The sequence below is a fragment of the Pseudomonas sp. GW821-FHT01E05 genome, from assembly GCF_059422425.1.
Window position 1 is genome coordinate 32,359 of the sequence record NZ_JBWKWW010000021.1, and the last position, 26,314, is coordinate 58,672.

Consider the following 26,314-nt stretch of genomic DNA (forward strand, 5'->3'; position numbering starts at 1 on the left):
GAAGCTGCGCCACGCTGATACGGATAACTCTTAAGAGCTGAGGCGGCGGGTTCTGATCGCGGTGTCAGGAATCGCAGAAACTACAAGGGGAGCCGAAGCTCCCCAAGAAGTAGTTGCATGCTCTATTTTTATTATTGGTGTTGGGCTTTTTGTTTTTGTTGATCGCCCTTGCCACGAGGTTTTGCCTTCGTGACCCTCCCAATCGGGAGCCAAGAGCAAACGGATTGCTTTGGTCGCTGTGTTGCATGATCCAGTGATCCAACCAGTTCAGGCTCTGTCTTAGGACAGTTTTTTGTTGTTCTCGGCCTGGTTGCGGGGCAAGCCCCAAATACAACGCCTCTCCAAAAGAATCAGTTAGCTGCGCCTCCGCCGTGTTGTTTTTATTGTGCGTGAGCCGATTCGTCTTATTTTTATTGTCTTTTACGTTGCTTGTTATTGTTTTTGTACTAAGCATATAGCAGGTGTCGTGCCAACTTTTGAGAGGCTCAGTAAAACAAGGGGTTAGCCGGTAGGCGGAGGTTTTTCAGGGCGTAAAAAAGCCGGGGCTTCGTTACCGTAAGCCCCGGCTTTTGTTACGTGAAAAAGCTTAGGTAACAGTTTTTTTACGTATGAGGGTGTTACCCGTGTGGCTGAGCGGACTCAGCTCTCGCTGGCAACCCCGGTCTTGCGCCGCGGAATACCCAGGCGCTGGCGCCGTTCCCACAAGCATTTGCGGCTGACCCCGAGCTTGCGGGCCAGTTCGGTCTCGGTCATGTGATCCTGATGCTCAAGGACGAAATGCTGGAAGTAGTCCTCCAGTGACAAGTCTTCCGTGGGCTCGTGGCTGGTGTTGTTGGCGCTGCCCTGTTGCGGCGCCAAACCGATGAAATCGTCATCTTCCAGGTCGCTAAGCTCGATATCGATTCCCAGTAGCTCGGCGGAAATCTGTGGGCTCTCGCACAGAATCACCGCACGTTCGACCGCATTTTCCAGTTCGCGAACGTTACCCGGCCAGGAGTAATGACGAATCGCTTGCTCGGCATCCGGGGCGAACTTCAGGTCAGTGCGGTTGACCCGGGCGCTTTGCCGGGCGAGGAAGGCGTTGGCGATTTCGTTGACGTCGGCTCCACGCTCACGCAGGGCTGGCAACTTCAGGGCAATTACGTGAAGACGGTAATACAAGTCCTCACGGAACTGGCCTATTTTGGCCAGACTCTTGAGATCACGGTGAGTCGCGGCGATCAGGCGTACGTCGACCTTCTGCGATTGCACCGAGCCGACCCGGCGGATTTCGCCTTCCTGCAACACGCGCAGCAAACGAGCCTGAGCTTCCAGCGGCAACTCGCCGATTTCATCGAGGAACAAAGTGCCGCCGTCAGCGGCTTCGACCAAGCCCGCACGGCCAGCGCTGGCGCCAGTAAAGGCGCCTTTCTCGTGGCCGAACAGTTCGGACTCGATCAGGCTTTCCGGAATGGCCGCACAGTTCACCGAAATCATCGGCGCTTTGGCGCGTCTGGACAGGTTGTGCAGGGCGCGAGCGACCAGCTCTTTACCTGTACCGGACTCACCCTGGATCAGCACATTGGAATCGGTAGGCGAGACTTTGCGGATCTTGCTGTAAAGATCCTGCATGGGCGGACAGGAACCGATGATGCCGATTTCGCCGTTGCTGTTATCAACACCGGCTTTCTCTGCGCCATTGGCCGCTTTGCCGGCAGGACGTTCACCCGCAGCGCTCTGTGCCGATTGCCGGTCACGCAGAATGCGTGCGACGGCCTGAAGCATTTCGTCGTGATCGAAAGGCTTGGCGATGTAGTCCACCGCGCCCATCTTCATCGAGTCGACTGCCGAGCGCAGGCTGGCGTAGCTGGTCATGATCAGCACTGGAGTGCCCTGGCCGAGCTTGATCAGCTCGGTGCCAGGTGCGCCCGGTAGACGCAGGTCACTGACGATCAGGTCAAACGTGGGAATGCTGAAACGCTCTTGTGCTTCCTGCACGGAACCGGCTTCGCTGACCTGGTACTGGTTACGTTCCAGCAGGCGGCGCAAGGCGGAGCGGATAATTGTTTCGTCTTCGACGATCAAAATGTGCGGCATTGATTCGATTCTCTCGACGGTCTCAGTTCACAGCGGACGTCGCTTCGACATGACGCGGTAAGGTCACCCTGATACGGGTGCCGCGTTGGCTTTCGGAGTCAGCCGGGCTGTCGATGGTGATTTGTCCATAATGCTCTTCAACGATGGAATAGACCAGTGCAAGGCCCAGACCGGTGCCTTCACCAGGATCCTTGGTGGTGAAGAAGGGTTCGAACAATCGGTCCATGATGTTCTTCGGGATACCACTGCCTTCGTCTTCGACGATCAAATCGACCGTGTGTTCGCCGGCTTCGCTTTTGACCCGTACTGCACTGCCGGCCGGTGAGGCGTCGCGGGCATTGGACAGCAGGTTGATCAGTACCTGGGCGAGCCGCTGTGGGTCGCCGTCGACCCAGTGCTCGGGGTCGCACAGGTTGAAAAATTGCACTTCGAAGTTGCGTCGGTTCAGTGCCAGCAAGCCAATGGCGTCCTGCGCCACTTCGGCCAGGCACACGGGCTCGTCGCTGTGCTGATGGCTGCCAGCGTGGGCGAAGCTCATCAGCGACTGGACGATGCGTGAGACGCGCTTGGTCTGTTCAAGGATCTGGCCGCTGATTTCGGTCAGTTCGCTGTCTTCTTCGCGCTCTTCACGCAGGTTTTGCGCCAGGCAGGCGATACCGGTGATCGGGTTGCCGATTTCATGTGCCACGCCGGCAGCCAGTCGGCCGATGCTGGCCAGCCGCTCGGAATGCACCAGTTTGTCCTCAAGCATCTGGGTTTCGGTCAGGTCTTCGACCAGCAGCACCAGGCCGCTGTTGCCGGGCGCCAGCGGCTCGTCGATGGCGGCTTTGTGCAGGTTCAACCAGCGGGTCTGGCCGTCGAGGGCCAGGTGATGCTTGTGCAAATGCTCGTCCGGCAGGTTGATGAAGCCTTGCAGCAATTCTTTCCACGGATCGTTAATGGTGCTCAGACGCGAACCCACCACACGCTGGGCGGCGATGCCGGTCAGCTCTTCCATGGCTTTGTTCCACATGAGGATTTCCTGGTCCTTGGCCAGCGAGCAGACGCCCATCGGCAGTTCCTGCAAGGTTTGTCTGTGATATCGACGCAAGGCGTCGAGCTCGGCCGCCAGGCCGGTCAGGCGCGAGTGGTAGTCCTCGAGGCGGCTTTCGATGAAGTGGATATCTTCAGTGACATAGTTCTCACCGCCGGCCTTGTATGGCAGGAAAGTCTCGACCATATCCTGGGCCACGCTCGGCCCCATCAAGCCGGAGAGGTTGGCCTCGATACGATCGCGCAACCGGCGCAAGGCGTAAGGACGACGCTCATCGAAGGGCAGATAAAGGTCGCGCAACGCCTGTTCGACTTCTTTCTGTGCGGCTTTGGCCCCCAGCGGTTTGGCCAGTTGCGTGGCGAACTCCTGTGGCGAGGCCGCGTGAAGTTCTCGGCGTTGCGGGCGACGGACGTTATCCACTGCACAGGCTTCAGCGGCGCTGGCTTCTTCGGTGCTGGCATTGGTGAACAGCGAGATCAGGGTGAACATCAGCACGTTGGCGGCCAGCGAGGCGATGGCCGCCATGTGCCAACTGGTGTCATCCAGCACGTAGATCATGTTCAGCAGCGGAATATAGAAGCCCTGCAGATTGCCGATCAACGGCAACAGCATCGTCACCAGCCACACCAGCGTCCCCGCCAGCAACCCGGCAATGAAGCCGCGGCGGTTGGCCGTAGGCCAATACAGCACCGACAGCACGCCGGGCAAGAATTGCAACGTCGCGACGAAGGCGACGATGCCGAGGTTGGCCAGATCCTGCTCGGCTCCCAGCAATAGATAGAACGCGTAGCCGGCCATGATGATCGCGACGATCAGTGCCCGGCGGGTCCACTTCAACCAGCGATAGATGTTGCCTTCGGCGGGCGGCTGATAGAGCGGCAGCACCAGGTGGTTCAAGGCCATCCCGGACAGCGCCAGGGTGGTGACGATGATCAGCCCGCTGGCGGCCGACAGCCCGCCGACATAAGCCAATAGCGCCAGTGCCTTGCTGTTGGCGGCAATGCCGACACCCAGGGTGAAGTATTCCGGATGGGTGGTGGCACCCAGTTTCAGGCCGGCCCAGAGAATCAGTGGCACCGCCAGGCTCATCAGCAGCAGGAAAAGCGGTAGGCCCCAGCTTGCGCTCACTAAAGCGCGCGGGTTGAGGTTTTCGGTGAAGGTCATGTGGTACATGTGCGGCATGACGATTGCCGAGGCGAAGAAAACCAGCAACAGCGTGCGCCATGGGCCTTCTTGCAGAGGTGTGTGCAAGGCGGCGAGGGCGGTCTGGTTCTGCAGCAGCCATAGCTCAAGCTGTTGCGGACCGTCGAACACACCGTACAGGGCATACAGACCGACGCCGCCGATGGCGATCAGCTTGATCACAGACTCAAAAGCGATCGCGAACACCAGCCCTTCGTGCTTTTCCCGGGTAGCGATATGCCGGGAGCCGAAGAAGATCGTGAACAGGGTGATCAGCGCACAGAAACTCAGGGCCACGCGATGCTGTACCGGCTCGCGGGTGAGGATGCTGATGGAGTCGGCGACTGCCTGAATCTGCAGCGCCAGCAATGGCAAGACGCCGATCAGCATGAAAATCGTCGTCAACGCGCCGGCCCAGGTGCTGCGGAAACGGAATGCGAACAGGTCGGCCAGCGACGATAGCTGGTAGGTGCGGGTGATTTTCAGAATCGGATACAGCAACACTGGCGCCAGCAGGAAGGCCCCGGAAACTCCGAGGTAACTGGACAAAAAGCCATAGCCGTACTGATAGGCCAGGCCGACAGTGCCGTAAAACGCCCAGGCGCTGGCATACACACCCAGCGACAAGGTGTAGGTCAGTGGGTGGCGAATGATCGAGCGCGGGATCATCCCGCGCTCACTGATCCAGGCCACTGCGAACAGCACCGCCAGGTAGGCGGCGCTGATCAGGATCATCTGGGTCAGGCTAAAGCTCATCGGCATCTTTTTGACTCTGCAGGATGAAGGTCACGACGATCAGAATCAGCCAGAGCAGATAAGGGCGATACCAGGCGCCAGTGGCGTCGATCCACCAATCCATGATGGCCGGGGAGAACAGATAGATCCCGACTACCAGGAGCAGGACCAAACGATAGATGTACATCCTGGCCTCTCTTTATTGTGCGCGTGCCCGAAAACGTGCGGCGATGGTAACGGATGGGCGCCAAGCTGCAAGCGCCGTCAGCGTATTTGCGCTTCGGGCAGGGTCAGTGTGCGCGGGATCTGCAAAGCATCCCAGTGCTTAATGCCCCAGTTCAGCACTTCCCGGGGGCTGGCGTAGTCGAGTTCGCTAGCGGGTTTCTGGCCCAGGGCACGCAGTGCTCGGAGTAACAGTGGCGTGGCTTGATCGTCGGCCAGCGGTGCTGAACGGTAGGATTTTCCCAGCTTGTGGCCGTCCGGTTGTGTTATCAGCGGCACGTGCAGGTAGCGCGGTTGCGGCAGTCCCAGCAATTCTTGCAGGTACAGCTGACGCGGTGTGGAGTCCAGCAGGTCGGCGCCGCGGACAATATCCGTCACACCTTGCCAGGCGTCATCGAGCACTACGGCCAGTTGATAGGCGTAAAGCCCGTCGCGGCGGCGAATGACGAAGTCACCGACGTCGCGCCCCAGATGTTGACGAAACTCTCCCTGCACCCGATCTTCAAAATGGTATTCAAGCTCGGGCACCCGCAAGCGGATTGCGGCGTTGTCACTGGCGTGGCCAGCATTGCGACACAGGCCGGGATAGACGCCGTGATAGGGCTCAAGCTGTTTGCGTGAGCAGGTGCAAGCGTAGGCCAAACCATGGTTGAACAGGCGATTGAGCACTTCGGCGTAAGCGTCGTGACGGTCACTCTGTCGGACCATTTCGCCATCCCATTCGAAGCCGTAGTGCTCCAGAGCAGCAAGGATCGCAACTTGGGCGCCGGGTTCTTCCCGTGGTGGGTCAAGATCCTCCATGCGTACCAACCAGTGTCCGCCTACCGAGCGGGCATCGAGGTACGAGGCCAGGGCAGCGACCAGCGAGCCGAAGTGCAGGTAACCACTGGGAGTGGGGGCGAAGCGCCCGATGTACGCGGGGGATTTAATGGTAGTCATGGGTGCGATGTTACGTTGTCTGTTCCGGTAGGCGCACGGCTTGCCGGCGATGGTGTCCTTGAAATCGACATCGTCGGAACGCCGCCCGGACCAATCGAGCGTCGACCGGCTGCTCCTGCGGGCGCTCAGGCGCCAGAAACAAAAACGGAGCGTTTGCACGCTCCGTTCTTCGTTCAAGTCGACTGTTACTTGCCGACCTGCTTTTCCTTGATTTCCGCCAGCGTTTTGCAATCGACACACATGTCGGCGGTAGGGCGGGCTTCCAGTCGCTTGACGCCGATTTCGACGCCGCAGGACTCGCACCAGCCGTACTCTTCGTCTTCGATCAGCTGCAGGGTCTTGTCGATTTTCTTGATCAACTTGCGCTCGCGATCGCGGGCACGCAGTTCAAGGCTGAATTCTTCTTCCTGACTGGCACGGTCGGCCGGGTCAGGGAAGTTGGCCGCTTCGTCTTTCATGTGATCAACAGTGCGGTCGACTTCCTGCATCAAGTCCTGTTTCCACTTGTTCAGGATCTTGGTGAAGTGCTTGCGCATGGGCTCGCCCATGTACTCCTCACCCTTGGTTTCAACGTAGGGTTCGAAGCCGCTGATCGACTGGCTCTGCTTTTGCTTTGCTTGGGTGGGCATGAATGGACCGCCTCTACTCTTGTAATCCATTGCGCAGGAATGTTCCATACCGACACCTGCCGGCCCTGCGGCTGCAAGCGGGCGAACTTACCAGATCAAAACGGGCCGCGCTACTCCCGGTTGTCGAGCCTGCGGTCCGTGATGTTTGCAAAAGGTTGAAAAGTCTGGCCTGGTAGGTCTGGAGCCTGCTCAATTAATGATTTTAGTCAAACTTGAGCCAGACGTTCGAGTTGTTTGATCTTGCGATCTGATGGTTCAAACTGCTTTAAGCTCTCCCTCGATCCAGTCGTTGGGTAGAATCAGTTTTTTGCTCCCCATTGAAGGAATGGCTAATGGCTCAGCCCTACAGTGCGCGCAGCCGCGCTATCGAACCTTTCCACGTCATGGCGTTGCTGGCACGCGCCAACGAGTTGCAGGCGGCCGGCCACGATGTCATTCACCTGGAAATCGGTGAGCCGGACTTCACCACGGCTGAGCCGATTATCAAGGCTGGCCAGGCTGCGCTGACAGCGGGGAAAACCCGTTACACCGCCGCCCGTGGAATCCCGGAGTTGCGAGCCGCCATCTCTGGTTTTTACCGGCAGCGTTACGGCCTGGACATCGATCCCGAGCGTATTCTGATCACCCCCGGTGGCTCGGGTGCGCTGCTGCTGGCCAGCAGTTTACTGGTCGATCCGGGTAAACACTGGCTGCTGGCGGACCCGGGTTACCCGTGCAACCGGCACTTTCTGCGATTGGTGGAAGGTGCAGCGCAGCTGGTGCCGGTGGGTCCGCACACGCGTTATCAACTCACCCCGCAGCTGGTCGAGCATCATTGGGATCAGGATAGCGTCGGTGCGCTGGTGGCTTCACCGGCCAATCCGACCGGGACCATTTTGAGTCGTGACGAATTGGCCGGGTTGTCTGCTGCGATCAAGGCGCGTAACGGTCATCTGGTGGTGGACGAGATCTATCACGGTCTGACCTATGGCACTGACGCGGCCAGCGTGCTGGAAGTCGATGACAGCGCGTTTGTCCTCAATAGTTTCTCGAAATATTTCGGCATGACGGGCTGGCGCCTGGGTTGGTTGGTGGCGCCGCAAGCGGCCATCGGTGAACTGGAAAAACTTGCGCAGAATCTCTATATCAGTGCACCAAGCATGGCCCAGCACGCCGCATTAGCCTGCTTCGAGCCCGACACGCTGAGCATTCTTGAAGAGCGGCGCGCCGAGTTTGGCCGTCGTCGTGACTTCCTGTTGCCAGCCCTGCGGGAGCTGGGGTTCGGTATTGCCGTGGAACCGGAAGGTGCGTTTTACCTATACGCGGATATCAGCGCGTTTGGTGGCGATGCCTTTGCTTTCTGCCGGCATTTCCTTGAAACCGAGCACGTCGCCTTTACGCCGGGGCTGGACTTCGGCCGTCATCAGGCCGGCCATCACGTGCGCTTTGCCTATACCCAGAACCTGGATCGTTTGCAGGAAGCAGTCGAGCGGATTGCTCGCGGTTTGCGGAACTGGCAAGGCTGATGCGCTTTCATCCTCCACTCGAAGAAGGTCGTTTGCTACGTCGCTATAAACGGTTTTTGGCGGATATCGAAACCATTGGCGGCGAGTTGCTGACCATTCACTGCCCCAATACCGGCTCGATGTTGAACTGCATGGTGGAAGGCGGGCAGGTCTGGTTCAGTCGTTCCAATGACCCTAAACGCAAATTGCCCGGTACCTGGGAAATCAGCGAAACCCCACAGGGGCGGCTGGCGTGCGTCAATACGGCACGGGCCAATGGCTTGATCGAGGAGGCTTTGCGCGCCGGTTTGATCGCTGAGCTCAATGGCTTCACCGGGCTGAAGCGCGAAGTGGCTTACGGTCAGGAAAACAGCCGTATCGATTTCCGCCTGGATTACCCAAGTGGCCCGGCGTTTGTCGAGGTCAAAAGTGTCACGCTAGGCTTCAATGGTTCACCGATCGCCGCGTTTCCCGACGCCGTGACCGTACGCGGCGCCAAGCATCTGCGGGAGTTGGCCTGTCTGGCGCGGGACGGTATTCGTGCGGTGCAGTTGTATTGCGTCAACCTGACCGGCATCGAGGCAGTGCGTCCGGCCGAGGAGATCGATCCGGGTTATGCCGCGGCGCTGCGTGAGGCGATTGCGTCCGGGGTCGAGGTGTTGGCTTACGGCGTGCGGCTGAGCGCAGAAGAGGTTTGCATCGACCGGCGTCTGGAGGTCATCCTGAACGGCTAGAGTTGCACCCAGATCCCATGGCTATCTTCCTTGCAGGGGACGGTGGTCAAGGATTGCCCGGCACAAGGGCCAGCGATGCATTCACCGCTTTCGATCAGGAACAGTGCGCCGTGGGTGGCGCACTGGATCAAGCTGGCGCTCTGGTCGAGAAACTGATCGGGCTGCCATTCCAGCGCAACGCCCCGGTGCGGACAGCGGTTTACATAGACGTAGACCTGGCCGTCACGGCGTACGGCGAACAGCTTCTGGCCGTCGATATCAAAACCGCGGCTGCTGGCATCGCCCAGTTCGGCGTGGGTGCAAAGAAACTTCATGTCTATCCTCAAATGCCGAAGGCTCTATGCTCGGGCTGCCATGGTGTGATGTGACGAAACATGTCTGTGCTTGACGCTCAAATGCAAGCAATTATCAAATGCGCGCTTCGCTCGTTGTGCATGCACTCGCTGATTACGATGCCGAGGGTCCTCGGCATGTCACATTGACGCGTAATCCAGTGGGGCAGCCCCTCAAAGGAAAACCTCTTATGCGCCTGAATTCCAGCGCTATTGTGTTCTGTGTCGGACTTTTGCTTGCCCATGGCGCCGTAGCGGCTCAATTGCCGCAACGTTGGGTCAGTGCCGGTGGAGCGTTGTCGGAGTGGGTCAGCGCATTGGGGGGCGAGTCGAAGCTGGTTGGTGTAGATACTACAAGCCAGCACCCGGAATCACTCAAGGCACTGCCCAGTATCGGTTATCAGCGGCAGTTGTCAGCTGAGGGCATTTTGAGTTTGCGCCCGCAGATTCTCGTCGGCACCGAAGAAATGGGCCCACCGCCGACGCTGTCGCAGATTCGTAGCGCAGGCGTGCAGGTCGAGCTGTTCTCGGCGCAACCTGATTTGCCGACCTTGCAGGGTAACTTGCAGCATCTGGGCAAGCTGTTGGGCACCGAAGACAAGGCCGCGCAATTGTTCCGGAACTATCAGCAGCAACTGGAACAGCAGAGGGCCTGGGTCAGCCAGCTGCAGACCCGGCAAAAAGCACCGGGTGTGCTGTTGTTACTGGGGCATGCGGGTGGCAAGCCCTTGGTTGCCGGCAAGGACACGGCAGCTGACTGGTTGCTGCAGGAGGCGGGCGGCCAGAATCTGGCGACTCATAGCGGCTACAAACCCTTTTCAGTCGAGTCTCTGGCCGGCCTGAATCCCGAAGTACTGGTCTTCGCTGACCGCAGCTTGACCGGCGAAGCTGCGCGCGCCGCACTGTTCAAGGAGAACCCGATCCTTGCCTCAACCCGTGCAGCCAAGGGCGGGCAAGTGTTTGAGCTCGATCCGAGCTTGTTGGTAGGCGGTCTCGGTCCACGGTTGCCGGAAAGTCTGGTGAAATTGTCGGCCAGCTTCTATTCCATTGAATCAGCCAAGGCTAAAACTGCCCTATGAGCACTCTGGTAAAGCCGCGAGCGTTGTTTATCAGCTTGAGCCTGTTGTGTGTATTGGCGATTTGGCTGTCATTGGCGCTGGGGCCGGTCAGTTTGCCGTTGCTGGATACGTTGCGCGCAGCATTGCGCTTGAGCGGGTTGCCAATTCCGGCAGAGGGGCTGGAGCAGGCCGAACTGATCCTCGGCCAGATCCGTCTGCCACGGACGTTGCTCGGCCTGGCAGTGGGCGGGGTACTGGCGTTGTCCGGCGTGGCGATGCAGGGTTTATTCCGCAATCCGTTGGCCGACCCAGGGCTGGTCGGCGTATCCAGTGGTGCCGCGTTGGGCGCTGCGATCGCGATTGTTGGTGGCGCGGCGCTTGGCGGGCTGCCTGAGGCGATAGGTCCTTACCTGCTTTCGCTGTGTGCCTTTCTCGGCGGGCTGGGGGTGACGGCGCTGGTTTATCGCCTCGGCCGTCGTAATGGTCAAACCAGCGTGGCGACCATGTTGTTGGCGGGGATCGCCCTGACCGCGCTGGCCGGCTCGGCAGTCGGTTTGTTCACTTATCTGGCGGATGACGCCACATTGCGTACGCTGGCTTTCTGGAATCTGGGCAGCCTTAACGGCGCCAGTTATTCGCGACTGTGGCCGTTACTGCTGGTGAGCGCAGCGGTGGCGCTGTGGCTTCCGCGTCGGGCCAAGGCGCTGAATGCACTGTTGCTGGGCGAATCGGAGGCCAGCCATTTGGGCATCGACGTTGAAAGGCTCAAGCGTGAATTGGTGTTCTGCACGGCGCTCGGAGTCGGCGCGGCGGTTGCGGCGGCCGGGATGATTGGCTTTGTCGGGTTGGTGGTGCCGCATCTGGTGCGGTTGTTGGTCGGGCCGGATCACCGGGTTTTGTTGCCTGCCTCGGTGTTGGCGGGGGCGAGTCTGCTGCTGTTTGCCGATCTGGTGGCGCGTTTGGCCTTGGCGCCCGCCGAGCTACCGATCGGGATAGTCACGGCGTTTATCGGTGCACCGTTTTTTCTGTATTTGTTGTTACGAGGGCGCGCCTGATGCTGCGAGCGGAAAACCTGCAGATCCACCGCGGCAAGCAGACGGTGTTGGCGGATATCAACCTGGAGCTCAAACCGGGCGAAGTGCTCGGCGTGCTCGGGCCGAACGGTGCGGGCAAGAGCACCTTGCTCGGTGCATTGTGCGGTGAGTTGCGTCCCGCTCAGGGAAAGGTCTGGCTGGATGAGCGTGAGTTGGGACACTGGGATGGTGCGCAAAGGGCACAACGCGTGGCGGTATTGCCACAGACCTCGACATTGGATTTTGCCTTTCGGGTCGAAGAGGTGGTCGGTATGGGGCGTTTGCCCCACCAAAGCGGTCGAGTCCGCGACGACGAAATTATTGCCGCCGCCTTGCATGCAGCCGACGCCGGACATCTGAGCGGGCGCAGTTACCTGGCGTTGTCCGGTGGTGAGCGGCAACGGGTGCACCTGGCGCGAGTGCTGGCGCAGCTGTGGCCGGGGCAAGTCGGGCAAACCCTGCTGCTCGACGAGCCGACGTCGATGCTCGATCCGCTGCATCAACACACCACGTTGCAGGCGATTCGCGAGTTTGCCGACCACGGCGCGGCAGTGTTGGTGATCCTGCATGATCTGAACCTGGCAGCGCGCTATTGTGATCGTCTATTGTTGCTTGAGGGCGGACGCCCTCATGTGCTGGACAGCCCGGCGCGGGTGCTGCGACCGGAACCCCTGAAAGCCGTTTTTGGGCTGGATGTGCTGGTGCAGCAGCATCCGGAGCGCGGGCACCCGTTGATCATCGCCCGTTAAGAGCACCCTCGGAGTGAGAGCATGCGCGCAATTCTGATACTGGCTCTGATGCTCCTCGGTGCATGTCATAACGCGGCGATATTGCCGGACACACCGGTTTCAAACAGTTCGAAAGAGCCAACTGCCGGTGTGATCCGTGATCTCAATAATGGACAGGTGCTGACGGTGGATGAACTGGTCGGTCACTTGGCCAAGGCTTCGCGGGTCGTCGTCGGTGAGCAGCACGACAATCCCGATCACCATGCACTGCAATTGCAGTTGTTAAAGGCGTTGGCTGATCGTCGTGTTCAAGGCAGTCTTCTTCTGGAGATGTTGATGCCGGATCAGCAGTCACGCGTCGACAAGGTCCGCATGGGGTTGAAGGCGTCTGGCTGGCCCGGCGATCTACCTGGGGCGTTGGCGTGGCAATCCGGTTGGGACTGGACGCTGTACGGTCCTGTCGTGCGCTTTGCCCTGGCTCAGCCTTATCCGTTGTTGGCGGCCAATCTGGACAGAAGTGAAGTACGGCGAATTTATACTCAGGCGCCTGCGTTGAGTGGTGTTCGTTCGAACTCGGCTTCGGTAAAGGACGAACTGCTGGCACAAGTACGCGAATCTCATTGTGGTCTGCTACCGGAAGCGCAAATGCCCGCGATGCTGGCTGTCCAGCAGCAACGTGATCGGCGGATGGCTGAGCGCCTGCTGGCGGCCCCCATACCCTCGCTGCTATTTGCCGGTGCTTACCACGCGCGCAAGGATGTTGGAGTACCGGTCCATCTGCTTGACCTTGGGGCGGCGAGCGGGACGGTCGTATTGATGCTGGCACAGGAAGGTGTCGAGGTTGCTCCGGAAACGGCGGACTATGTCTGGTATACCGCCGCCATGCCGGAACGGGATTATTGCGCTCAGTTGCGTCAGTAAAATCCTGACTGGCCATAGAACTCACCCAAATGCTTCGCCGGGGCTTGTGGTGTGCCCACGGACGGGCCAGGAATCCTCCCTTGATCCAGTAGCGCGAATTGAAAAGCCGTTCAGCACGGATTTTGGCCACTTTTCGACAGGTAAAAAAAGACCCGGCAAAAGCCGGGTCAAATAACCGTGATTAGCCTGATGAGGAGATAAGCTGAGAGTCCGAACCACTGGTCTTCCAGGTTATCGACTGATCTCGCGATCAGTTGTGGTAATCATAACGATTCTCATTTCTGTGTCAACAGCTGTTTTCTCATTTCTGTGAATTGAGCCAAGCGCTCTTTCTGATCGCCTATATGCAGGGGCTTCAAGCTCTTCTCTTTGAGCGAATAGAAGCGGATGACTTCTTTGATTGCCCGGAAATGACGTCGAGAGGTCTTCGGTCGATTCAAACCGGAGCACCTCACTGCATGGCATAAGGTCCTTCAGCAACGGATTTCGAATCCGTTGTAGTCGAACGATCAGTACGTCGGCGCAGGCCGGTTGCTTCCCGAGTAAATACATGAAAATCCTGCCCGCTCAAATCTTATGGCGTGACGATATGGCATCCAGCTGTTTGTTTAATGCCTCTTTGCGCTCTGCCGGGATGTCGTTCCAGTGCACGTCCATCAGCGCGCCTTCGATTGCATAGAGCAACACCTTCGATGCACGAAACCCCCGGGTTCGCACGGCCCGATATGCATCCACCGCCCCCAGGCGGCGTAAGTCAGAAGCGCTGTGGATGCCCACGGCGTGTAACCATTGCGCCGACGTCTTGCCAAGGTTTTTCAGGTGCTGCAGTTCATCATTCATCAAGCCTCCTTGCGACGGCCGAGCGGTGCGTGGGCGAGCTTCAAAGGAGTGTAGCGGTCAGTAGGAAAAGCGTGATTGTTTGGTAGGTTTCGATGAAAAGCTTCTAAGCCGGGAGGTCAGAGAACTATAGAAAGGGCTGCAAACGCAGTGGGAAGGAGGTTGAGAGCGGGCACGCTGGTTGACAGCGGAAATCACGATGCACAGTCCAGCGCATAGTAAGGGGGCGCCGGACTTCAGGTGAGTGAATTACCTGGTGCGGTAGCGCAAGCGCGTGCCGAAATTCACCGACATGAGAATCTCATCGGCTGTCAGCTCTGGTGGGAAGTAAGCGCCAGAGATTTGTGCATGTGCCAGGCTCGCGCCTTCCATGGAAGAACTGCGCAAATCCAGGCCGCGCAAATCAGCTGAGCGGAAATAGGCGTCAGTGAAATCGATACCTTCGGCGTTCAGATCACGTAGGTCGAGCCCGCGGAAATCACCGCCACGCATGTCGATAGGTCCGCCGTTAGGCCTTTCTCTATTGAAACCTTCGATGTCGTCTTTGTGCAGCAACGTGTAAAGCGGCGTGTCTAGAAATTTCGGCTGGCTCATGGGGCGTCACCTGTTGGATTTATGGCGCCATTATAGTGCCACTATTTTGCAGCCGTGAAGCCGATACCGGTTTCACGGCTGAAATAGTTGCTTACAGGCCCGGCAAGCGTTGGCGAATGTGTGCGACCAAGCTGTCGAGCGTGCCACTTTCATTGGTCTCGACACGTTTGCTGCACAGAATTTCCGCAGCGGTCAGGGGCTCACGAGTAGCTTGCTGAGCTTCGATAACTGCCATGGTTGCGTCGGACGGATCATTTTTTTCCGCCTGACGCTGTGCGAGCCAGCTCTCGATGACCGCTTGCGGAGCATTGCAGTCAAGGATCAGGAACGGCGCGCCGGTGGCTTCGGCGATTTTCGAAGCGGCATCGCGTTGCTCGCGCTTGAGGTATGTGGCGTCAATCACTACGGGGAAACCGGCACGCAGAATTACATCGGCAATCTGATGCAGGCGGGCGTAGGTGGCAACACTGGATTCGGCGCTATAAATGCCCGCCTCAACGTTGTTTTGCACCTGTTGCTCGCCAAACAACCGCTTGCGTTCGACATCGGAGCGTAGGCGGATCGCGCCCAATGCTTCCACCAGGCGCATGGCTACATGACTTTTGCCGACAGCCGAAACGCCGCAGGTGATCGCCATGAAACGTGAAGGAATGGTGCTGTAGCTTTCTGCCAGATTGGCGTAGTTGTGGTATTGCTTCAGCGTGGCCGCTCGCTGTACCGGGTCGGCTTCGGCCGGCATGCTGAACAGGCTGACTTTGGCGCGAACCAGCGCGCGATAGGCCTTGTAGAAGTTCAGCAGTTCAAGTCCCTGGTAATCGCCGGTCAGCTCCAGGTACTGGCTGATGAAGCGCCGCGCCAGGCTTTTAAGGCCGCGATCTTCCAGGTCCATCGCGAGGAACGCGGTGTCGGCGTATACGTCGGTGAAGCGGAACGGTTCGTTGAACTCAATGCAGTCAAAGATCACTACGTTGTCGTCAATGACGGTGGCGTTGCCCAAATGGATGTCACCGTGACACTCACGGATAAACCCCTCGACCTTGCGCTGGGCGAGCAGTGCCTTGAGACGCTCGAAGCTGCTTTCTGCCCAGGCTTGCAGGGCGTCGAGTTGCAGCAGGTCAGCCTTGTCGCTGAGAAATGGGCGAATTTGTTCGAAGTTCTGCCGAACCGGTGCCATGACGCTTTCGGGAGTGCCGGCCTCGTGGGTTGCCGGAACCACTGGTGCACTGAGGTGGAACTGAGCGATCTGTTTGGCCATCGCATCGATGTGCGCAGTCGTCAGCTCGCCATTGGCTTGCAGGGTGCTAAGCAATTGGCTTTGCGGGAACTGACGCATTTTCAGCGCGTAGTCGATCACCGGACCACTGCCAGCCAATTGCGGAGCTTCGGCGCTGCCGGTAATCGGCAACACTTCCAGGTACAAATCATGGGTCAGGCGCTGGTTCAGGCGTAGCTCTTCGCCGCAGAAGTGTTCGCGAGCCTCCAGGCCAGTGAAGTCCAGGAAGCCGAAGTTGACTGGCTTCTTCACTTTATAGGCGTAGGGGCCGGTGAGCAGCACCCAGGAGATATGCGTCTCGATGACCTGAAACCCTTCTACGGGATGAGGATAGAGGGCCGGATTTTGCAGGGCGGCGATCAGGGACTGGCTCACAGGCGATCCTTTGGAGTCGGGAAAAATTCAAGGGCGTCATTATGGCTGCAAGCGGCGGGAGTGCAAACCTGGGAGGGCTCCTGTTGAGTCTCAATAAAGTGCGTATAATCCGCCGCCATGACTCGTACTCGATCCCCCCGTTCCGCTAAAAAACGTCCCTCTGGTGGCCTGCGCCCCTGGTTAGGCTGGGCTCTGAAGCTCAGCCTGGTCGGCCTGGTGGTGCTCGCCGGCTTTGCGGTTTATCTCGATGCAGTGGTTCAGGAGAAGTTCTCCGGCAAGCGCTGGACCATCCCGGCCAAGGTTTATGCCCGGCCGCTGGAGCTGTTCGTCGGACAAAAGCTCAGCAAGGAAGATTTCCTGACTGAACTCGATGCTCTGGGTTACCGGCGCGAAAGCGTCGCCAATGGTCCCGGCGCAGCATCGGTCAATGGCAACACGGTCGATTTGAATACTCGCGGTTTCCAGTTCTATGAAGGTCTGGAGCAGGCCCAGCCGGTGCGGGTGCGTTTCTCCGGAGACTATGTGGCCGAGCTTTCGGCGATCAATGGCTCGAAAGTCTCGGTCGTGCGTCTGGAACCGCTATTGATCGGCGGTCTTTACCCGAAAAACCTCGAAGATCGCATCCTGATCAAGATCGATCAGGTGCCACCGTACCTGCTTGATACGTTGGTAGCCGTGGAAGACCGGGACTTCTATCACCACTTCGGGGTTTCTCCGAAGTCGATTGCCCGGGCCGTTTGGGTCAACACCTCTTCGGGGCAAATGCGTCAGGGCGGCAGTACGTTGACTCAGCAACTGGTCAAAAACTTCTTCCTGACCAACGAGCGCAGCCTGTCGCGTAAGCTGACCGAAGCGATGATGGCCCTGCTGCTTGAGATGCATTACGACAAGCGCGAAATCCTTGAGGCTTACCTCAACGAAGTTTTCATCGGTCAGGACGGTCAGCGGGCGGTGCACGGTTTTGGGCTGGCCAGTCAGTTCTTCTTCAGCCAGCCGCTGTCCGAACTCAAACTGCATCAGGTCGCGTTGCTGGTGGGCATGGTCAAGGGGCCGTCCTTTTATAACCCGCGTCGTTACCCTGAACATGCGCTTGAGCGTCGTAACCTGGTACTCGATCTGCTGGAGCAGCAAGGCGTTGCGACTGCCGAGCAAGTGGCAGCAGCCAAGAAGATGCCGTTGGGCGTAACCACGCGCGGCAGTCTGGCTGACAGCTCGTTCCCGGGTTTCCTTGATCTGGTCAAACGTCAGTTGCGCGAAGACTACCGCGACGAAGACTTGACCGAAGAAGGGCTGCGGATTTTCACCAGTTTCGATCCGATTCTGCAGATGAAGGCAGAGGCCTCGGTCAACGATACCTTCAAGCGTCTTGCCGGCCGCAAGGGGTCGGATGAGGTCGAAGCCGCGATGGTGGTGACCAACCCGGAAACGGGGGAGGTCCAGGCCATGATCGGCAGCCGTCAGGCAAGCTTTGCCGGTTTCAACCGGGCACTGGATGCCGTGCGGCCAATCGGCTCGTTGGTCAAGCCTGCGGTTTACCTGACTGCACTTGAGAAACCGAGCCAATACACATTGACCAGCTGGCTCTCCGATGATGTTTTCTCGGTGAAGGGGGCTGACGGTCAGATCTGGAAGCCGCAGAACTATGATCGCCGTTCCCACGGCACGGTCTTCCTGTACCAGGGGTTGGCGCATTCCTACAACCTGTCGACCGCACGTCTGGGCCTGGCAGTCGGCGTGCCAAATGTCCTCAAGACACTGGCGCGCCTGGGTATTACCCGCGAGTTTCCAGCCTTCCCGTCGATGTTGCTGGGGGCTGGTGGCTTGAGTCCGATGGAAGTGGCGACTATGTATCAGACCCTGGCCAACGGCGGTTTCAATACGCCGATGCGTGGGATTCGTAGCGTGTTGACCGCCGAAGGCCAGCCGCTCAAGCGTTATCCGTTCCAGATTCAGCAGCGTTTCGATCCGGGTTCGATCTACTTGATCCAGAGCGCCATGCAGCGGGTGATGCGCGAAGGTACCGGCAGTTCGGTCTACAACGTCCTGCCGAAAACCCTGGCGCTGGCGGGCAAGACCGGCACCAGTAACGATTCACGAGACAGTTGGTTCGCCGGTTTTAGCCAGGATTTGCTGGCAGTGGTCTGGCTCGGTCGCGATGACAACGGTAAAACACCCTTCACCGGTGCCACTGGCGCCCTGCAGGTCTGGACCAGTTTCATGCGCAAGGCTGACCCGTTGCCGCTGGATATGCCGCAGCCGGAAAACGTTGTTCAGGCTTGGGTCGACTCCCGTACCGGGCAGGGTTCCGAAGCGAGCTGCCCGGGCGCGGTGCAGATGCCGTATATTCGCGGCAGTGAACCGCCTCCCGGTGCCGCTTGCGGTGGCGCAAGCCCGGCTTCCGTTGAGTCGGTTATGGATTGGGTCAAAGGCTGGATGAATTAAGCGAAGAGGGATTTAAGTGAACAAGTGGTGGATTCCAGCTATTACAGCTCTGGCTTTGCTCAACGGTTGCTCCAGCGTGCAGCGCGGCGCGATTCCGGTGGTGGATTCCGGCAGCGCCGTTTCCAACAGCGAGAGGATTTCGGCCAATGGCGGCTTCCGTCAGACGACTGTCAAGCGCCCGACGCAAGCTCAGACTCAGGCCGTCCCGCAAGACTCGGGCGTGGTGGTGATGATTCCGGGCGGTGGCGCGACCACTTCGGCGCCGATCAGCAGTGCGCCGATTACCCCGGGGCCGATCACTCCAGGACCGATCGATACATCGCCTGTTCAGTCGGCACCGATCAATCAGGGCAATTACAGTATGCCGTCGACGCCGAGCGGGATTCCTTCCGCCAGCACTGGTGGTTTGTCCGCTGACGAGCAGTTGGATGGTCCTGTGCTGGCCTTGCTGACCACCGCCCAGCAGCAACAGGCGAGCGGTGACCTGAACGGTGCCTCCTCCAGTCTGGAGCGCGCCCAGCGTGTCGCCCCGCGCGAACCGCAAGTGCTCTACCGTTTGGCGCAGGTGCGCATGGCTCAGGGTGATGCGGCGCAAGCCGAGCAGTTCGCTCGTCGGGGCCTGACCTTCGCCAATGGTCGTCCGGCTCTTCAGGCGAACCTGTGGGAGCTGATCGCTCAGGCGCGTGAGAAACAGGGTGACCCCGCAGGCGCGGCACTGGCTCGTCAGAAGGCCAAGGTTTCTCTCTGATGGATGCACGCTTTCCGAAAATTGCCGAACAACTCCTGTTGATCGAGCGTGAGCTGCGGGTTCAGGGGTGGTGGGGTGAAGTCTCGCCATCGGCAGAAGCTCTGCTCAGTGTCGAACCGTTCTCGATCGATACCCTGGACTTCGAGCAATGGCTGCAATGGATCTTCCTGCCGCGGATGAAAACGATTTTGGAAAGCGATCTACCGCTGCCCAATGTCTCGGGTATTCAGGAGATGGCCGAAATGGTCTTCGCTGCCCGAAATGTCCAGGGCAAGGATCGGCAACTGCAGGTCTTGCTCAAAGAATTCGATCTGCTGATCACCGCCTCTCGCTGAATTGGAGGCTGCCAGTACCTGCTGGCAGATATCTGCAATCTGTTTCTGTGCTTCGGTGATGCGTTCCTGACGTTGTTGGTCGGTCAGGCGGCGCATCTCACCGTCGACCCATTTCCTGGTCATGTGTTGCGCAATTGAAGCTAACACAGCTGCTGTTTAAAGGTTTTTTCTTGCTTTCTCATGTACTTGGTTTGAATAAAGCACATTGACGACTTGACTTGGAGAGGGCGAATCAGAACAATCCAAAGTCCGCTGTAGAGGGACTGCCAGAAGCAGACCCGCTCAGTAGATCATGAGGCGCACATCCGCGCCGACCTGTTACACCCGCAACGCGTTACCTCGCGCTGGGTGGGAAAACCCCGCAACACTTGGGGAGCTCCCAATACTTGCTCAGTCAGTGCTGACGTAGTCGGCGACCACCGTCGCTCATGCTCTGCTAAGCAGTAAACCTATTAAGACCCGTTCCCTTTTTAGTGGACGGTATTCTGGCGTTTTAGAGGTGAACAACGTGGAGCTTTTATCTGGCGGTGAGATGCTCGTCCGCTTTTTGCGTGACGAAGGCGTCAAATATATTTACGGGTACCCGGGTGGTGCTCTCCTTCATGTTTACGATGCCCTGTTCAAAGAACCGGAAGTGACCCACATTCTGGTTCGTCATGAACAGGCCGCGACCCATATGGCTGACGGCTACGCTCGTGCCACCGGTAAAGCCGGTGTGGTACTGGTGACCTCCGGCCCGGGCGCAACCAATGCCATCACCGGTATTGCCACGGCCTACATGGACTCCATTCCGATGGTGATCATTTCTGGTCAGGTGCCTAGCACCATGGTTGGCACCGATGCGTTCCAGGAAACCGACATGATCGGTATCTCCCGGCCGATCGTGAAGCACAGCTTCATGATCAAGCATGCGTCGGAAATTCCGGAAGTCATGAAGAAGGCGTTCTACCTGGCGCAATCCGGTCGTCCTGGTCCGGTCGTGGTCGATATCCCGAAAGACATGACCAACCCGGCCGAGAAGTTCGAATACATCTTCCCGAAGAAAGCCAAGCTGCGTTCCTATAGCCCGGCTGTTCGTGGTCACTCCGGCCAAATCCGCAAAGCGGCAGAAATGCTGCTGGCGGCCAAGCGTCCAGTTCTTTATGCGGGCGGCGGCGTGATCCTCGGTGGCGGCTCCGCACCGCTGACTGAACTGGCGCAAATGCTCAACCTGCCGGTGACCAATACATTGATGGGCCTGGGTTCATACCCTGGCACTGATCGTCAGTTCATCGGCATGCTTGGCATGCACGGTAGCTACACCGCCAACCTGGCGATGCACCACGCCGACGTGATCCTCGCAGTCGGTGCGCGTTTCGACGATCGCGTGATCAACGGCCCGGCCAAGTTTTGCCCGAATGCCAAGATCATTCACATCGACATCGACCCGGCTTCGATTTCCAAGACCATCAAGGCAGACGTGCCTATCGTTGGTCCGGTCGAGAGCGTCCTGACCGAAATGGTTGCGACCCTCAAGGAAATCGGCGAGACCCCGAACAAGGACTCCGTTGCCAGTTGGTGGAAGCAAGTCGAGGAATGGCGCGGTGATCGCGGCCTGTTCCCTTATGACAAGGGCGACGGCAGCATCATCAAGCCGCAGACCGTGATCGAAACCCTCTGCGAAGTGACCAAGGGCGATGCCTATGTGACCTCCGACGTGGGCCAACACCAGATGTTCGCGGCGCAGTACTACCGGTTCAACAAGCCTAACCGCTGGATCAACTCCGGTGGCCTGGGGACGATGGGCTTCGGTTTCCCTGCTGCCATGGGCGTCAAGTTGAGCTTCCCTGATGCTGATGTTGCCTGTGTCACCGGTGAAGGCAGTATTCAGATGAACATTCAGGAACTGTCGACCTGCCTGCAATATGGTTTGCCGGTAAAAATCGTCAACCTGAACAACGGCGTGCTGGGTATGGTTCGTCAGTGGCAGGACATGAGCTACGGCAGTCGTCACTCGCACTCTTATATGGAATCGCTGCCTGACTTCGTCAAGCTGGTCGAGGCCTATGGTCACGTGGGCATACGCATCACTGATCTGAAGGATTTGAAGCCGAAGATGGAAGAAGCGTTCGCCATGAAAGATCGCCTGGTGTTCCTCGATATTCAGGTCGATACCAGCGAACACGTCTACCCGATGCAGATCAAAGACGGCTCCATGCGCGATATGTGGCTGAGCAAGACGGAGCGTACTTAATCATGCGGCACATTATCTCCTTGCTTCTGGAAAACGAACCGGGCGCCTTGTCTCGCGTTGTTGGCCTGTTTTCCCAGCGTAACTACAACATCGAAAGCCTGACCGTGGCACCGACTGAAGACCCGACTCTGTCGCGTTTGACGCTGACCACTGTTGGCCATGATGAAGTGATTGAACAAATCACCAAGAACCTCAACAAGCTGATCGAAGTGGTCAAACTGGTCGACCTGTCGGAAAGTGCTCACATCGAGCGTGAACTGATGCTGGTCAAGGTCAAAGCCACCGGTGCCCAGCGCGCCGAGATCAAGCGTACTACCGACATTTATCGTGGGCAGATAGTCGATGTCAGCGCTAGCGTGTATACCGTTCAATTGACCGGTACCAGCGACAAGCTCGACAGCTTCATTCAGTCGATCGGCACTGCCGCGATTCTGGAAACCGTACGCAGTGGCGTCACCGGGATTGCCCGTGGCGACAAAGTGCTGAGCATCTAACTCAAATTAGCGAATGGCCTGAACGGCCTGGATATATAGGGGAAATTCATGAAAGTTTATTACGATAAAGACTGTGACCTGTCGATCATCCAGGGCAAGAAAGTAGCCATCATCGGTTACGGCTCCCAAGGCCACGCACAAGCTTGCAACCTGAAAGACTCTGGCGTTGACGTGACTGTTGGTCTGCGCAAAGGCTCGGCAACCGTTGCCAAGGCGGAAGCTCACGGCCTGAAAGTGACCGACGTTGCCAGCGCTGTCGCCGCTGCCGACCTGGTCATGATCCTGACCCCGGACGAGTTCCAGTCCGCTCTGTACAAGAACGAAATCGAGCCGAACATCAAGCAGGGCGCAACCCTGGCCTTCTCCCACGGCTTCGCGATCCACTACAACCAGGTTGTGCCACGCGCTGACCTCGACGTGATCATGATCGCGCCGAAAGCTCCGGGCCACACCGTGCGTTCCGAGTTCGTCAAGGGCGGCGGTATCCCTGACCTGATCGCTATTTATCAGGATGCTTCCGGCAACGCCAAAAACGTTGCTCTGTCCTACGCTGCTGGCGTTGGCGGCGGTCGTACCGGCATCATCGAAACCACGTTCAAAGACGAAACCGAAACCGACCTGTTCGGCGAACAGGCTGTTCTGTGTGGCGGTACTGTTGAACTGGTTAAAGCTGGTTTCGAAACGCTGGTTGAAGCTGGCTACGCGCCAGAAATGGCCTACTTCGAGTGCCTGCACGAACTGAAGCTGATCGTTGACCTCATGTACGAAGGCGGTATCGCCAACATGAACTACTCGATCTCCAACAACGCTGAATACGGCGAATACGTGACGGGTCCTGAAGTGATCAACGCCGAATCCCGTCAGGCCATGCGCAACGCCCTGAAACGCATTCAGGACGGCGAGTATGCCAAGATGTTCATCAGTGAAGGCGCTACCGGCTACCCATCGATGACCGCCAAGCGTCGTAACAACGCCGCTCACGGTATCGAAATCATCGGCGAGCAACTGCGCTCGATGATGCCGTGGATCGGTGCCAACAAGATCGTCGACAAAGCCAAGAACTAAGTTCTAGCCTTGAAGAGAAAACGCGGCTTAGGCCGCGTTTTTTCGTTTGTGTAGACAGGTTCTGGTATAAAGCTGGATCTGCGTGCGAACCGTTGTCGCAGACACCTGTCGAAACTTTCCACACCGTTGTAAGGTAATGTCCATGAGCGAACGTCCCGAAGAGCCAAACCAGGCCTCTGACGCCGAAAGCCTGCTACCGATCGATGAGCATGTCGAAGAAGGACATGACGCTGAAGGCCGTAAAGTCCGGCATCGTGGTATCTATCTTCTGCCGAATCTGTTCACCACCGCGAACCTGTTTGCGGGGTTTTACTCCATTATTAATTCCATGAGCGCACAGAGCGCTTTGAGTGCTGGTGACGCGATAAGCGCGAGCAAGTATTTTGCTTTTGCCGCGATCGCGATCTTCGTCGCCATGGTGCTCGACGGCCTTGATGGTCGCGTTGCCCGGATGACCAACACCCAGAGTGCTTTCGGCGCTGAATATGACTCGTTGTCCGATATGGTCGCCTTTGGCGTCGCGCCCGCGTTACTGGCATTTGGCTGGGCCTTGGGTGATATGGGCAAGGTAGGCTGGATGGTCGCATTCGTCTATGTAGCGGGCGCGGCATTGCGTTTGGCGCGTTTCAATACTCAGGTGGGTACTGCAGACAAACGTTATTTCATCGGTCTGGCCAGTCCGGCCGCGGCAGGTGTGGTAGCCGGGATTGTCTGGGCGTTCAGCGATTACGGCATCCAGGGCTCCAAAATGTCCTTCCTTGTTGCTCTGATGGTTGCTGCCGCTGGCATGCTGATGGTCAGCAACATCAAGTACAACAGCTTCAAGGAGCTGGATCTGAAAGGGCGAGTGCCTTTTGTTGCGATTCTGGCGGTGGTGCTGGTGTTCGCTGTAGTTTTCAGTGACCCGCCGCGCATTCTGCTGCTGGTTTTCCTCGCCTATGCCGCCTCCGGCCCGGTGCAATATTTGTTACGTCTTCGCCGTCACAAAAACGTCGAGTGATGTAATTTCCCCCATACTCCGCAGTCTATTGGCGCATCAGTCCTCCAATGCTGCGGAGTTGTCATGTTAATCAAATTGCCCAAGTCGTCCGATTGCCAAGAGTCGGATGTTACGCCTGAGTCCTTCTACTTCTCTCGCCGCAGTATTCTGGGCGGTGCTATTGCCGGACTGGCATTCAGCAGCCTGCCGCGCTGGGCGAATGCGCAAGATGCCGCTCGTTATGCGGATGTCGAGCCAGGCAAAACTCCGTCCTGGTTCGCGCAGAAACTGCCGGCGACCAAATGGCAGGCCATCACCGTCAAGGATGAGGCGATTACGCCATTCAAGGATGCGACCCACTACAACAACTTCTATGAATTCGGCACTGATAAAGGTGATCCGGCACAGAACGCCGGTGCGCTGAAAACCGAGCCGTGGAGCGTTGTGGTGGATGGCGAGGTGGGTAAGCCCGGGCGTTACGCTCTGGAGGATTTCATCAAACCCTATCAGTTAGAAGAACGGATCTACCGTCTGCGTTGTGTGGAGGCCTGGTCGATGGTCATTCCCTGGATTGGCTTTCCCATCTCTGCATTGCTCAAGCAGGTTGAGCCGACCTCCAAAGCCAGGTTCATTCGTTTCGAAACCCTGGAGGATCCCAAGAGCATGCCCGGTCAGCGCTCTGGTTTTGCCTTGATCCATTGGCCTTATATAGAAGGGCTTCGTCTGGATGAGGCGATGAATCCTTTGGCGATTCTTGCGGTGGGTATGTATGGGCGCGAGCTTCCCAATCAAAACGGTGCGCCGCTGCGTCTTGTGGTGCCGTGGAAGTATGGCTTCAAGAGCGTCAAATCCATTGTGCGTATCAGTCTGGTCAGTGAGCAGCCGAAAACCACCTGGCAGAGCATTGCATCCGATGAGTACGGTTTTTACGCGAACGTAAATCCTGAGGTTGATCACCCACGCTGGACTCAGGCGCGGGAGCGTCGTCTACCGAGCGGGTTGTTCAGTCCCAATGTGCGCGAGACACAAATGTTCAACGGCTACTCCAATGAGGTCGCTTCCTTATATGCCGGCCTCGATCTACGGAAGAATTACTGATGCGTTATCCGTTGTGGCGCATTGGCGTCTTTATAGTGGCGGCGGTTTGGCCGCTGCTTTGGTTGTATCAGGCCTGGATCTTCGCCCTTGGGCCGGATCCAGGAAAGGTGCTGGTTGACAGGCTAGGGTTGGGCACGCTGATCCTGTTGTTGATTACTCTGAGCATGACGCCTTTGCAGAGGCTGACCGGTTGGGCGGGGTGGATTGCCATACGACGGCAGTTGGGTTTGTGGTGCTTCGCTTATGTGGTCATGCATTTGAGTGCCTACCTGGTGTTTATCCTTGGCCTTGATTGGTCGCAACTGGGAGTGGAGTTGCATAAGCGGCCTTACATCGTTGTCGGCAGTCTTGGGTTTCTTGGATTGTTAGTGTTGGCGGTCACCTCTAATCGTTATAGCCAGCGACGCCTCGGTAGTCGCTGGAAAAAGTTGCATCGCTTGGCGTATGTGATCCTGGGGCTTGGATTACTGCATATGCTTTGGATCGTTCGTGCGGATCTGAAGGAGTGGGCTATGTATGCATCTATAGGTGCGTTGCTATTAGGGTTACGTATCCCGCCTGTCACGCGTCGAATCCCCCGGTTAATAGCGAAAAAAGCCCCCTCGGCAACAAAAGTGTAATTAACCCTTGACGGCAGAATCTGGAAGCCTATAATTCGCCCCACTTCCGGCGCAGTCGAAACGGAAAACTCCTTG

24 protein-coding genes and 1 pseudogene are annotated in these 26,314 nt (G+C 58.0%); 15 read left to right on the plus strand and 10 right to left on the minus strand.

Features of this window, described 5'->3' with window-relative positions:
- Positions 1-639: 639 nt before the first annotated feature.
- The 5 genes from AC07W5_RS28975 to dksA all read right to left on the minus strand — a co-directional run bounded on the left by AC07W5_RS28975 (position 640) and on the right by dksA (position 6,816).
- The gene (locus AC07W5_RS28975) at positions 640-2,076 is read right to left on the minus strand and encodes a sigma-54-dependent transcriptional regulator (RefSeq protein WP_494995672.1); all 1,437 of its coding nucleotides are present in this window, start codon (positions 2,074-2,076) and stop codon (positions 640-642) included.
- 22 nt (positions 2,077-2,098) lie between these two features.
- Positions 2,099-5,053, minus strand: a complete 2,955-nt coding sequence (locus AC07W5_RS28980) for a sensor histidine kinase (RefSeq protein WP_494995673.1) — start codon at positions 5,051-5,053, stop codon at positions 2,099-2,101.
- Complete coding sequence (locus AC07W5_RS28985; protein ID WP_003176118.1) at positions 5,037-5,213, minus strand: hypothetical protein; 177 nt, start codon at positions 5,211-5,213, stop codon at positions 5,037-5,039. The genes AC07W5_RS28980 and AC07W5_RS28985 overlap by 17 nt, the downstream gene beginning before the upstream one ends.
- 77 nt (positions 5,214-5,290) lie before the next feature.
- Complete coding sequence (gene gluQRS, locus AC07W5_RS28990; protein WP_494995674.1) at positions 5,291-6,187, minus strand: tRNA glutamyl-Q(34) synthetase GluQRS; 897 nt, start codon at positions 6,185-6,187, stop codon at positions 5,291-5,293.
- A gap of 185 nt (positions 6,188-6,372) precedes the next feature.
- Positions 6,373-6,816 carry an RNA polymerase-binding protein DksA gene (gene dksA, locus AC07W5_RS28995; RefSeq protein WP_494995675.1) on the minus strand — a complete coding sequence of 148 codons (444 nt, stop codon included), beginning with the start codon at positions 6,814-6,816 and terminating at the stop codon, positions 6,373-6,375.
- A 332-nt stretch (positions 6,817-7,148) separates the two neighbouring features.
- Here dksA and AC07W5_RS29000 point away from each other — a divergent pair, with 332 nt between their 5' ends.
- Both AC07W5_RS29000 and sfsA read left to right on the plus strand, forming a co-directional pair.
- The gene (locus tag AC07W5_RS29000; protein ID WP_494995676.1) at positions 7,149-8,321 is read left to right on the plus strand and encodes a pyridoxal phosphate-dependent aminotransferase; all 1,173 of its coding nucleotides are present in this window, start codon (positions 7,149-7,151) and stop codon (positions 8,319-8,321) included.
- Entirely contained in the window at positions 8,321-9,034 is a 714-nt protein-coding gene (sfsA, locus tag AC07W5_RS29005) for a DNA/RNA nuclease SfsA (protein WP_495011333.1), read from the plus strand. The genes AC07W5_RS29000 and sfsA overlap by 1 nt, the downstream gene beginning before the upstream one ends.
- On the opposite strand, the gene AC07W5_RS29010 is transcribed toward sfsA, so the two are convergent.
- The gene (locus AC07W5_RS29010) at positions 9,031-9,348 is read right to left on the minus strand and encodes a Rieske (2Fe-2S) protein (protein WP_494995678.1); all 318 of its coding nucleotides are present in this window, start codon (positions 9,346-9,348) and stop codon (positions 9,031-9,033) included. The two genes, sfsA and AC07W5_RS29010, sit on opposite strands and share 4 nt — an antisense overlap.
- Before the next feature lie 209 nt (positions 9,349-9,557).
- Between AC07W5_RS29010 and AC07W5_RS29015 the strand changes: the two genes are divergently transcribed.
- The 4 genes from AC07W5_RS29015 to AC07W5_RS29030 are packed head-to-tail and all read left to right on the plus strand — an operon-like array spanning position 9,558 to position 13,146.
- Complete coding sequence (locus AC07W5_RS29015; RefSeq protein ID WP_495024825.1) at positions 9,558-10,445, plus strand: heme/hemin ABC transporter substrate-binding protein; 888 nt, start codon at positions 9,558-9,560, stop codon at positions 10,443-10,445.
- Positions 10,442-11,479 carry a FecCD family ABC transporter permease gene (locus AC07W5_RS29020; protein WP_494995680.1) on the plus strand — a complete coding sequence of 346 codons (1,038 nt, stop codon included), beginning with the start codon at positions 10,442-10,444 and terminating at the stop codon, positions 11,477-11,479. Before AC07W5_RS29015 ends, AC07W5_RS29020 begins: the two co-directional genes overlap by 4 nt.
- On the plus strand, positions 11,479-12,246 hold the full coding sequence (locus AC07W5_RS29025; protein ID WP_495011335.1) for a heme ABC transporter ATP-binding protein: 768 nt from the start codon (positions 11,479-11,481) through the stop codon (positions 12,244-12,246). Before AC07W5_RS29020 ends, AC07W5_RS29025 begins: the two co-directional genes overlap by 1 nt.
- 21 nt (positions 12,247-12,267) lie before the next feature.
- Positions 12,268-13,146 carry a ChaN family lipoprotein gene (locus AC07W5_RS29030; RefSeq protein WP_494995682.1) on the plus strand — a complete coding sequence of 293 codons (879 nt, stop codon included), beginning with the start codon at positions 12,268-12,270 and terminating at the stop codon, positions 13,144-13,146.
- A gap of 567 nt (positions 13,147-13,713) precedes the next feature.
- Here AC07W5_RS29030 and AC07W5_RS29035 read toward each other — a convergent pair.
- The 3 genes from AC07W5_RS29035 to AC07W5_RS29045 all read right to left on the minus strand — a co-directional run bounded on the left by AC07W5_RS29035 (position 13,714) and on the right by AC07W5_RS29045 (position 16,225).
- The gene (locus tag AC07W5_RS29035) at positions 13,714-13,986 is read right to left on the minus strand and encodes a TfoX/Sxy family protein (RefSeq protein WP_007902045.1); all 273 of its coding nucleotides are present in this window, start codon (positions 13,984-13,986) and stop codon (positions 13,714-13,716) included.
- 246 nt (positions 13,987-14,232) lie between these two features.
- A complete protein-coding gene (locus AC07W5_RS29040; RefSeq protein ID WP_494995683.1) occupies positions 14,233-14,577 on the minus strand; it encodes a pentapeptide repeat-containing protein in 345 nt (114 codons plus the stop codon).
- Positions 14,578-14,668: 91 nt separating this feature from the next.
- Complete coding sequence (locus tag AC07W5_RS29045) at positions 14,669-16,225, minus strand: bifunctional aminoglycoside phosphotransferase/ATP-binding protein (RefSeq protein ID WP_494995684.1); 1,557 nt, start codon at positions 16,223-16,225, stop codon at positions 14,669-14,671.
- Positions 16,226-16,342: 117 nt separating this feature from the next.
- Between AC07W5_RS29045 and mrcB the strand changes: the two genes are divergently transcribed.
- The 3 genes from mrcB to AC07W5_RS29060 are packed head-to-tail and all read left to right on the plus strand — an operon-like array spanning position 16,343 to position 19,750.
- Positions 16,343-18,667 (plus strand): penicillin-binding protein 1B, encoded by a 2,325-nt coding sequence (gene mrcB / locus AC07W5_RS29050; protein ID WP_494995685.1) that lies wholly within the window; start codon positions 16,343-16,345, stop codon positions 18,665-18,667.
- Positions 18,668-18,683: 16 nt separating this feature from the next.
- Positions 18,684-19,415: a tetratricopeptide repeat protein gene (locus AC07W5_RS29055; RefSeq protein ID WP_494995686.1), complete on the plus strand. Its 732-nt coding sequence runs from the start codon at positions 18,684-18,686 to the stop codon at positions 19,413-19,415.
- Complete coding sequence (locus AC07W5_RS29060) at positions 19,415-19,750, plus strand: YqcC family protein (RefSeq protein ID WP_495011339.1); 336 nt, start codon at positions 19,415-19,417, stop codon at positions 19,748-19,750. Before AC07W5_RS29055 ends, AC07W5_RS29060 begins: the two co-directional genes overlap by 1 nt.
- A gap of 21 nt (positions 19,751-19,771) precedes the next feature.
- Here the strand turns inward: AC07W5_RS29060 and AC07W5_RS29065 are convergent.
- A pseudogene (locus AC07W5_RS29065) lies at positions 19,772-19,867 on the minus strand (DUF4124 domain-containing protein); the annotation flags it as partial.
- A gap of 391 nt (positions 19,868-20,258) precedes the next feature.
- Between AC07W5_RS29065 and AC07W5_RS29070 the strand changes: the two are divergent.
- From AC07W5_RS29070 to msrQ, 6 genes are all read left to right on the plus strand, one after another.
- Positions 20,259-21,983 (plus strand): acetolactate synthase 3 large subunit, encoded by a 1,725-nt coding sequence (locus AC07W5_RS29070; protein WP_494995688.1) that lies wholly within the window; start codon positions 20,259-20,261, stop codon positions 21,981-21,983.
- 2 nt (positions 21,984-21,985) lie between these two features.
- Complete coding sequence (gene ilvN, locus AC07W5_RS29075) at positions 21,986-22,477, plus strand: acetolactate synthase small subunit (RefSeq protein WP_150643298.1); 492 nt, start codon at positions 21,986-21,988, stop codon at positions 22,475-22,477.
- A gap of 48 nt (positions 22,478-22,525) precedes the next feature.
- Positions 22,526-23,542 (plus strand): ketol-acid reductoisomerase, encoded by a 1,017-nt coding sequence (gene ilvC, locus AC07W5_RS29080; RefSeq protein WP_057725048.1) that lies wholly within the window; start codon positions 22,526-22,528, stop codon positions 23,540-23,542.
- Between the two features lie 142 nt (positions 23,543-23,684).
- Positions 23,685-24,542: a CDP-diacylglycerol--serine O-phosphatidyltransferase gene (pssA, locus tag AC07W5_RS29085; RefSeq protein ID WP_494995689.1), complete on the plus strand. Its 858-nt coding sequence runs from the start codon at positions 23,685-23,687 to the stop codon at positions 24,540-24,542.
- Positions 24,543-24,605: 63 nt separating this feature from the next.
- The gene (gene msrP, locus AC07W5_RS29090) at positions 24,606-25,619 is read left to right on the plus strand and encodes a protein-methionine-sulfoxide reductase catalytic subunit MsrP (RefSeq protein WP_495024826.1); all 1,014 of its coding nucleotides are present in this window, start codon (positions 24,606-24,608) and stop codon (positions 25,617-25,619) included.
- Positions 25,619-26,239, plus strand: coding sequence for a protein-methionine-sulfoxide reductase heme-binding subunit MsrQ (gene msrQ / locus AC07W5_RS29095; RefSeq protein ID WP_495011340.1), 621 nt, complete (start codon positions 25,619-25,621; stop codon positions 26,237-26,239). Before msrP ends, msrQ begins: the two co-directional genes overlap by 1 nt.
- Positions 26,240-26,314 lie beyond the last annotated feature (75 nt).

What these genes read in the sequence shown, in the direction of transcription:
- ilvC (WP_057725048.1), top strand. Translation starts at nt 22,526, where the DNA reads ATGAAAGTTTATTACGATAAAGACTGTGACCTGTCGATCATCCAGGGC.
- AC07W5_RS29010 (WP_494995678.1), bottom strand. Translation starts at nt 9,348, where the DNA reads ATGAAGTTTCTTTGCACCCACGCCGAACTGGGCGATGCCAGCAGCCGC.
- mrcB (WP_494995685.1), top strand. Translation starts at nt 16,343, where the DNA reads ATGACTCGTACTCGATCCCCCCGTTCCGCTAAAAAACGTCCCTCTGGT.
- msrQ (WP_495011340.1), top strand. Translation starts at nt 25,619, where the DNA reads ATGCGTTATCCGTTGTGGCGCATTGGCGTCTTTATAGTGGCGGCGGTT.
- AC07W5_RS28980 (WP_494995673.1), bottom strand. Translation starts at nt 5,053, where the DNA reads ATGCCGATGAGCTTTAGCCTGACCCAGATGATCCTGATCAGCGCCGCC.
- dksA (WP_494995675.1), bottom strand. Translation starts at nt 6,816, where the DNA reads ATGCCCACCCAAGCAAAGCAAAAGCAGAGCCAGTCGATCAGCGGCTTC.
- AC07W5_RS29015 (WP_495024825.1), top strand. Translation starts at nt 9,558, where the DNA reads ATGCGCCTGAATTCCAGCGCTATTGTGTTCTGTGTCGGACTTTTGCTT.
- AC07W5_RS29040 (WP_494995683.1), bottom strand. Translation starts at nt 14,577, where the DNA reads ATGAGCCAGCCGAAATTTCTAGACACGCCGCTTTACACGTTGCTGCAC.
- AC07W5_RS29030 (WP_494995682.1), top strand. Translation starts at nt 12,268, where the DNA reads ATGCGCGCAATTCTGATACTGGCTCTGATGCTCCTCGGTGCATGTCAT.
- AC07W5_RS29020 (WP_494995680.1), top strand. Translation starts at nt 10,442, where the DNA reads ATGAGCACTCTGGTAAAGCCGCGAGCGTTGTTTATCAGCTTGAGCCTG.
- sfsA (WP_495011333.1), top strand. Translation starts at nt 8,321, where the DNA reads ATGCGCTTTCATCCTCCACTCGAAGAAGGTCGTTTGCTACGTCGCTAT.
- AC07W5_RS29060 (WP_495011339.1), top strand. Translation starts at nt 19,415, where the DNA reads ATGGATGCACGCTTTCCGAAAATTGCCGAACAACTCCTGTTGATCGAG.
- AC07W5_RS29000 (WP_494995676.1), top strand. Translation starts at nt 7,149, where the DNA reads ATGGCTCAGCCCTACAGTGCGCGCAGCCGCGCTATCGAACCTTTCCAC.
- AC07W5_RS29025 (WP_495011335.1), top strand. Translation starts at nt 11,479, where the DNA reads ATGCTGCGAGCGGAAAACCTGCAGATCCACCGCGGCAAGCAGACGGTG.
- ilvN (WP_150643298.1), top strand. Translation starts at nt 21,986, where the DNA reads ATGCGGCACATTATCTCCTTGCTTCTGGAAAACGAACCGGGCGCCTTG.
- gluQRS (WP_494995674.1), bottom strand. Translation starts at nt 6,187, where the DNA reads ATGACTACCATTAAATCCCCCGCGTACATCGGGCGCTTCGCCCCCACT.
- msrP (WP_495024826.1), top strand. Translation starts at nt 24,606, where the DNA reads ATGTTAATCAAATTGCCCAAGTCGTCCGATTGCCAAGAGTCGGATGTT.
- pssA (WP_494995689.1), top strand. Translation starts at nt 23,685, where the DNA reads ATGAGCGAACGTCCCGAAGAGCCAAACCAGGCCTCTGACGCCGAAAGC.
- AC07W5_RS28985 (WP_003176118.1), bottom strand. Translation starts at nt 5,213, where the DNA reads ATGTACATCTATCGTTTGGTCCTGCTCCTGGTAGTCGGGATCTATCTG.
- AC07W5_RS29035 (WP_007902045.1), bottom strand. Translation starts at nt 13,986, where the DNA reads ATGAATGATGAACTGCAGCACCTGAAAAACCTTGGCAAGACGTCGGCG.
- AC07W5_RS28975 (WP_494995672.1), bottom strand. Translation starts at nt 2,076, where the DNA reads ATGCCGCACATTTTGATCGTCGAAGACGAAACAATTATCCGCTCCGCC.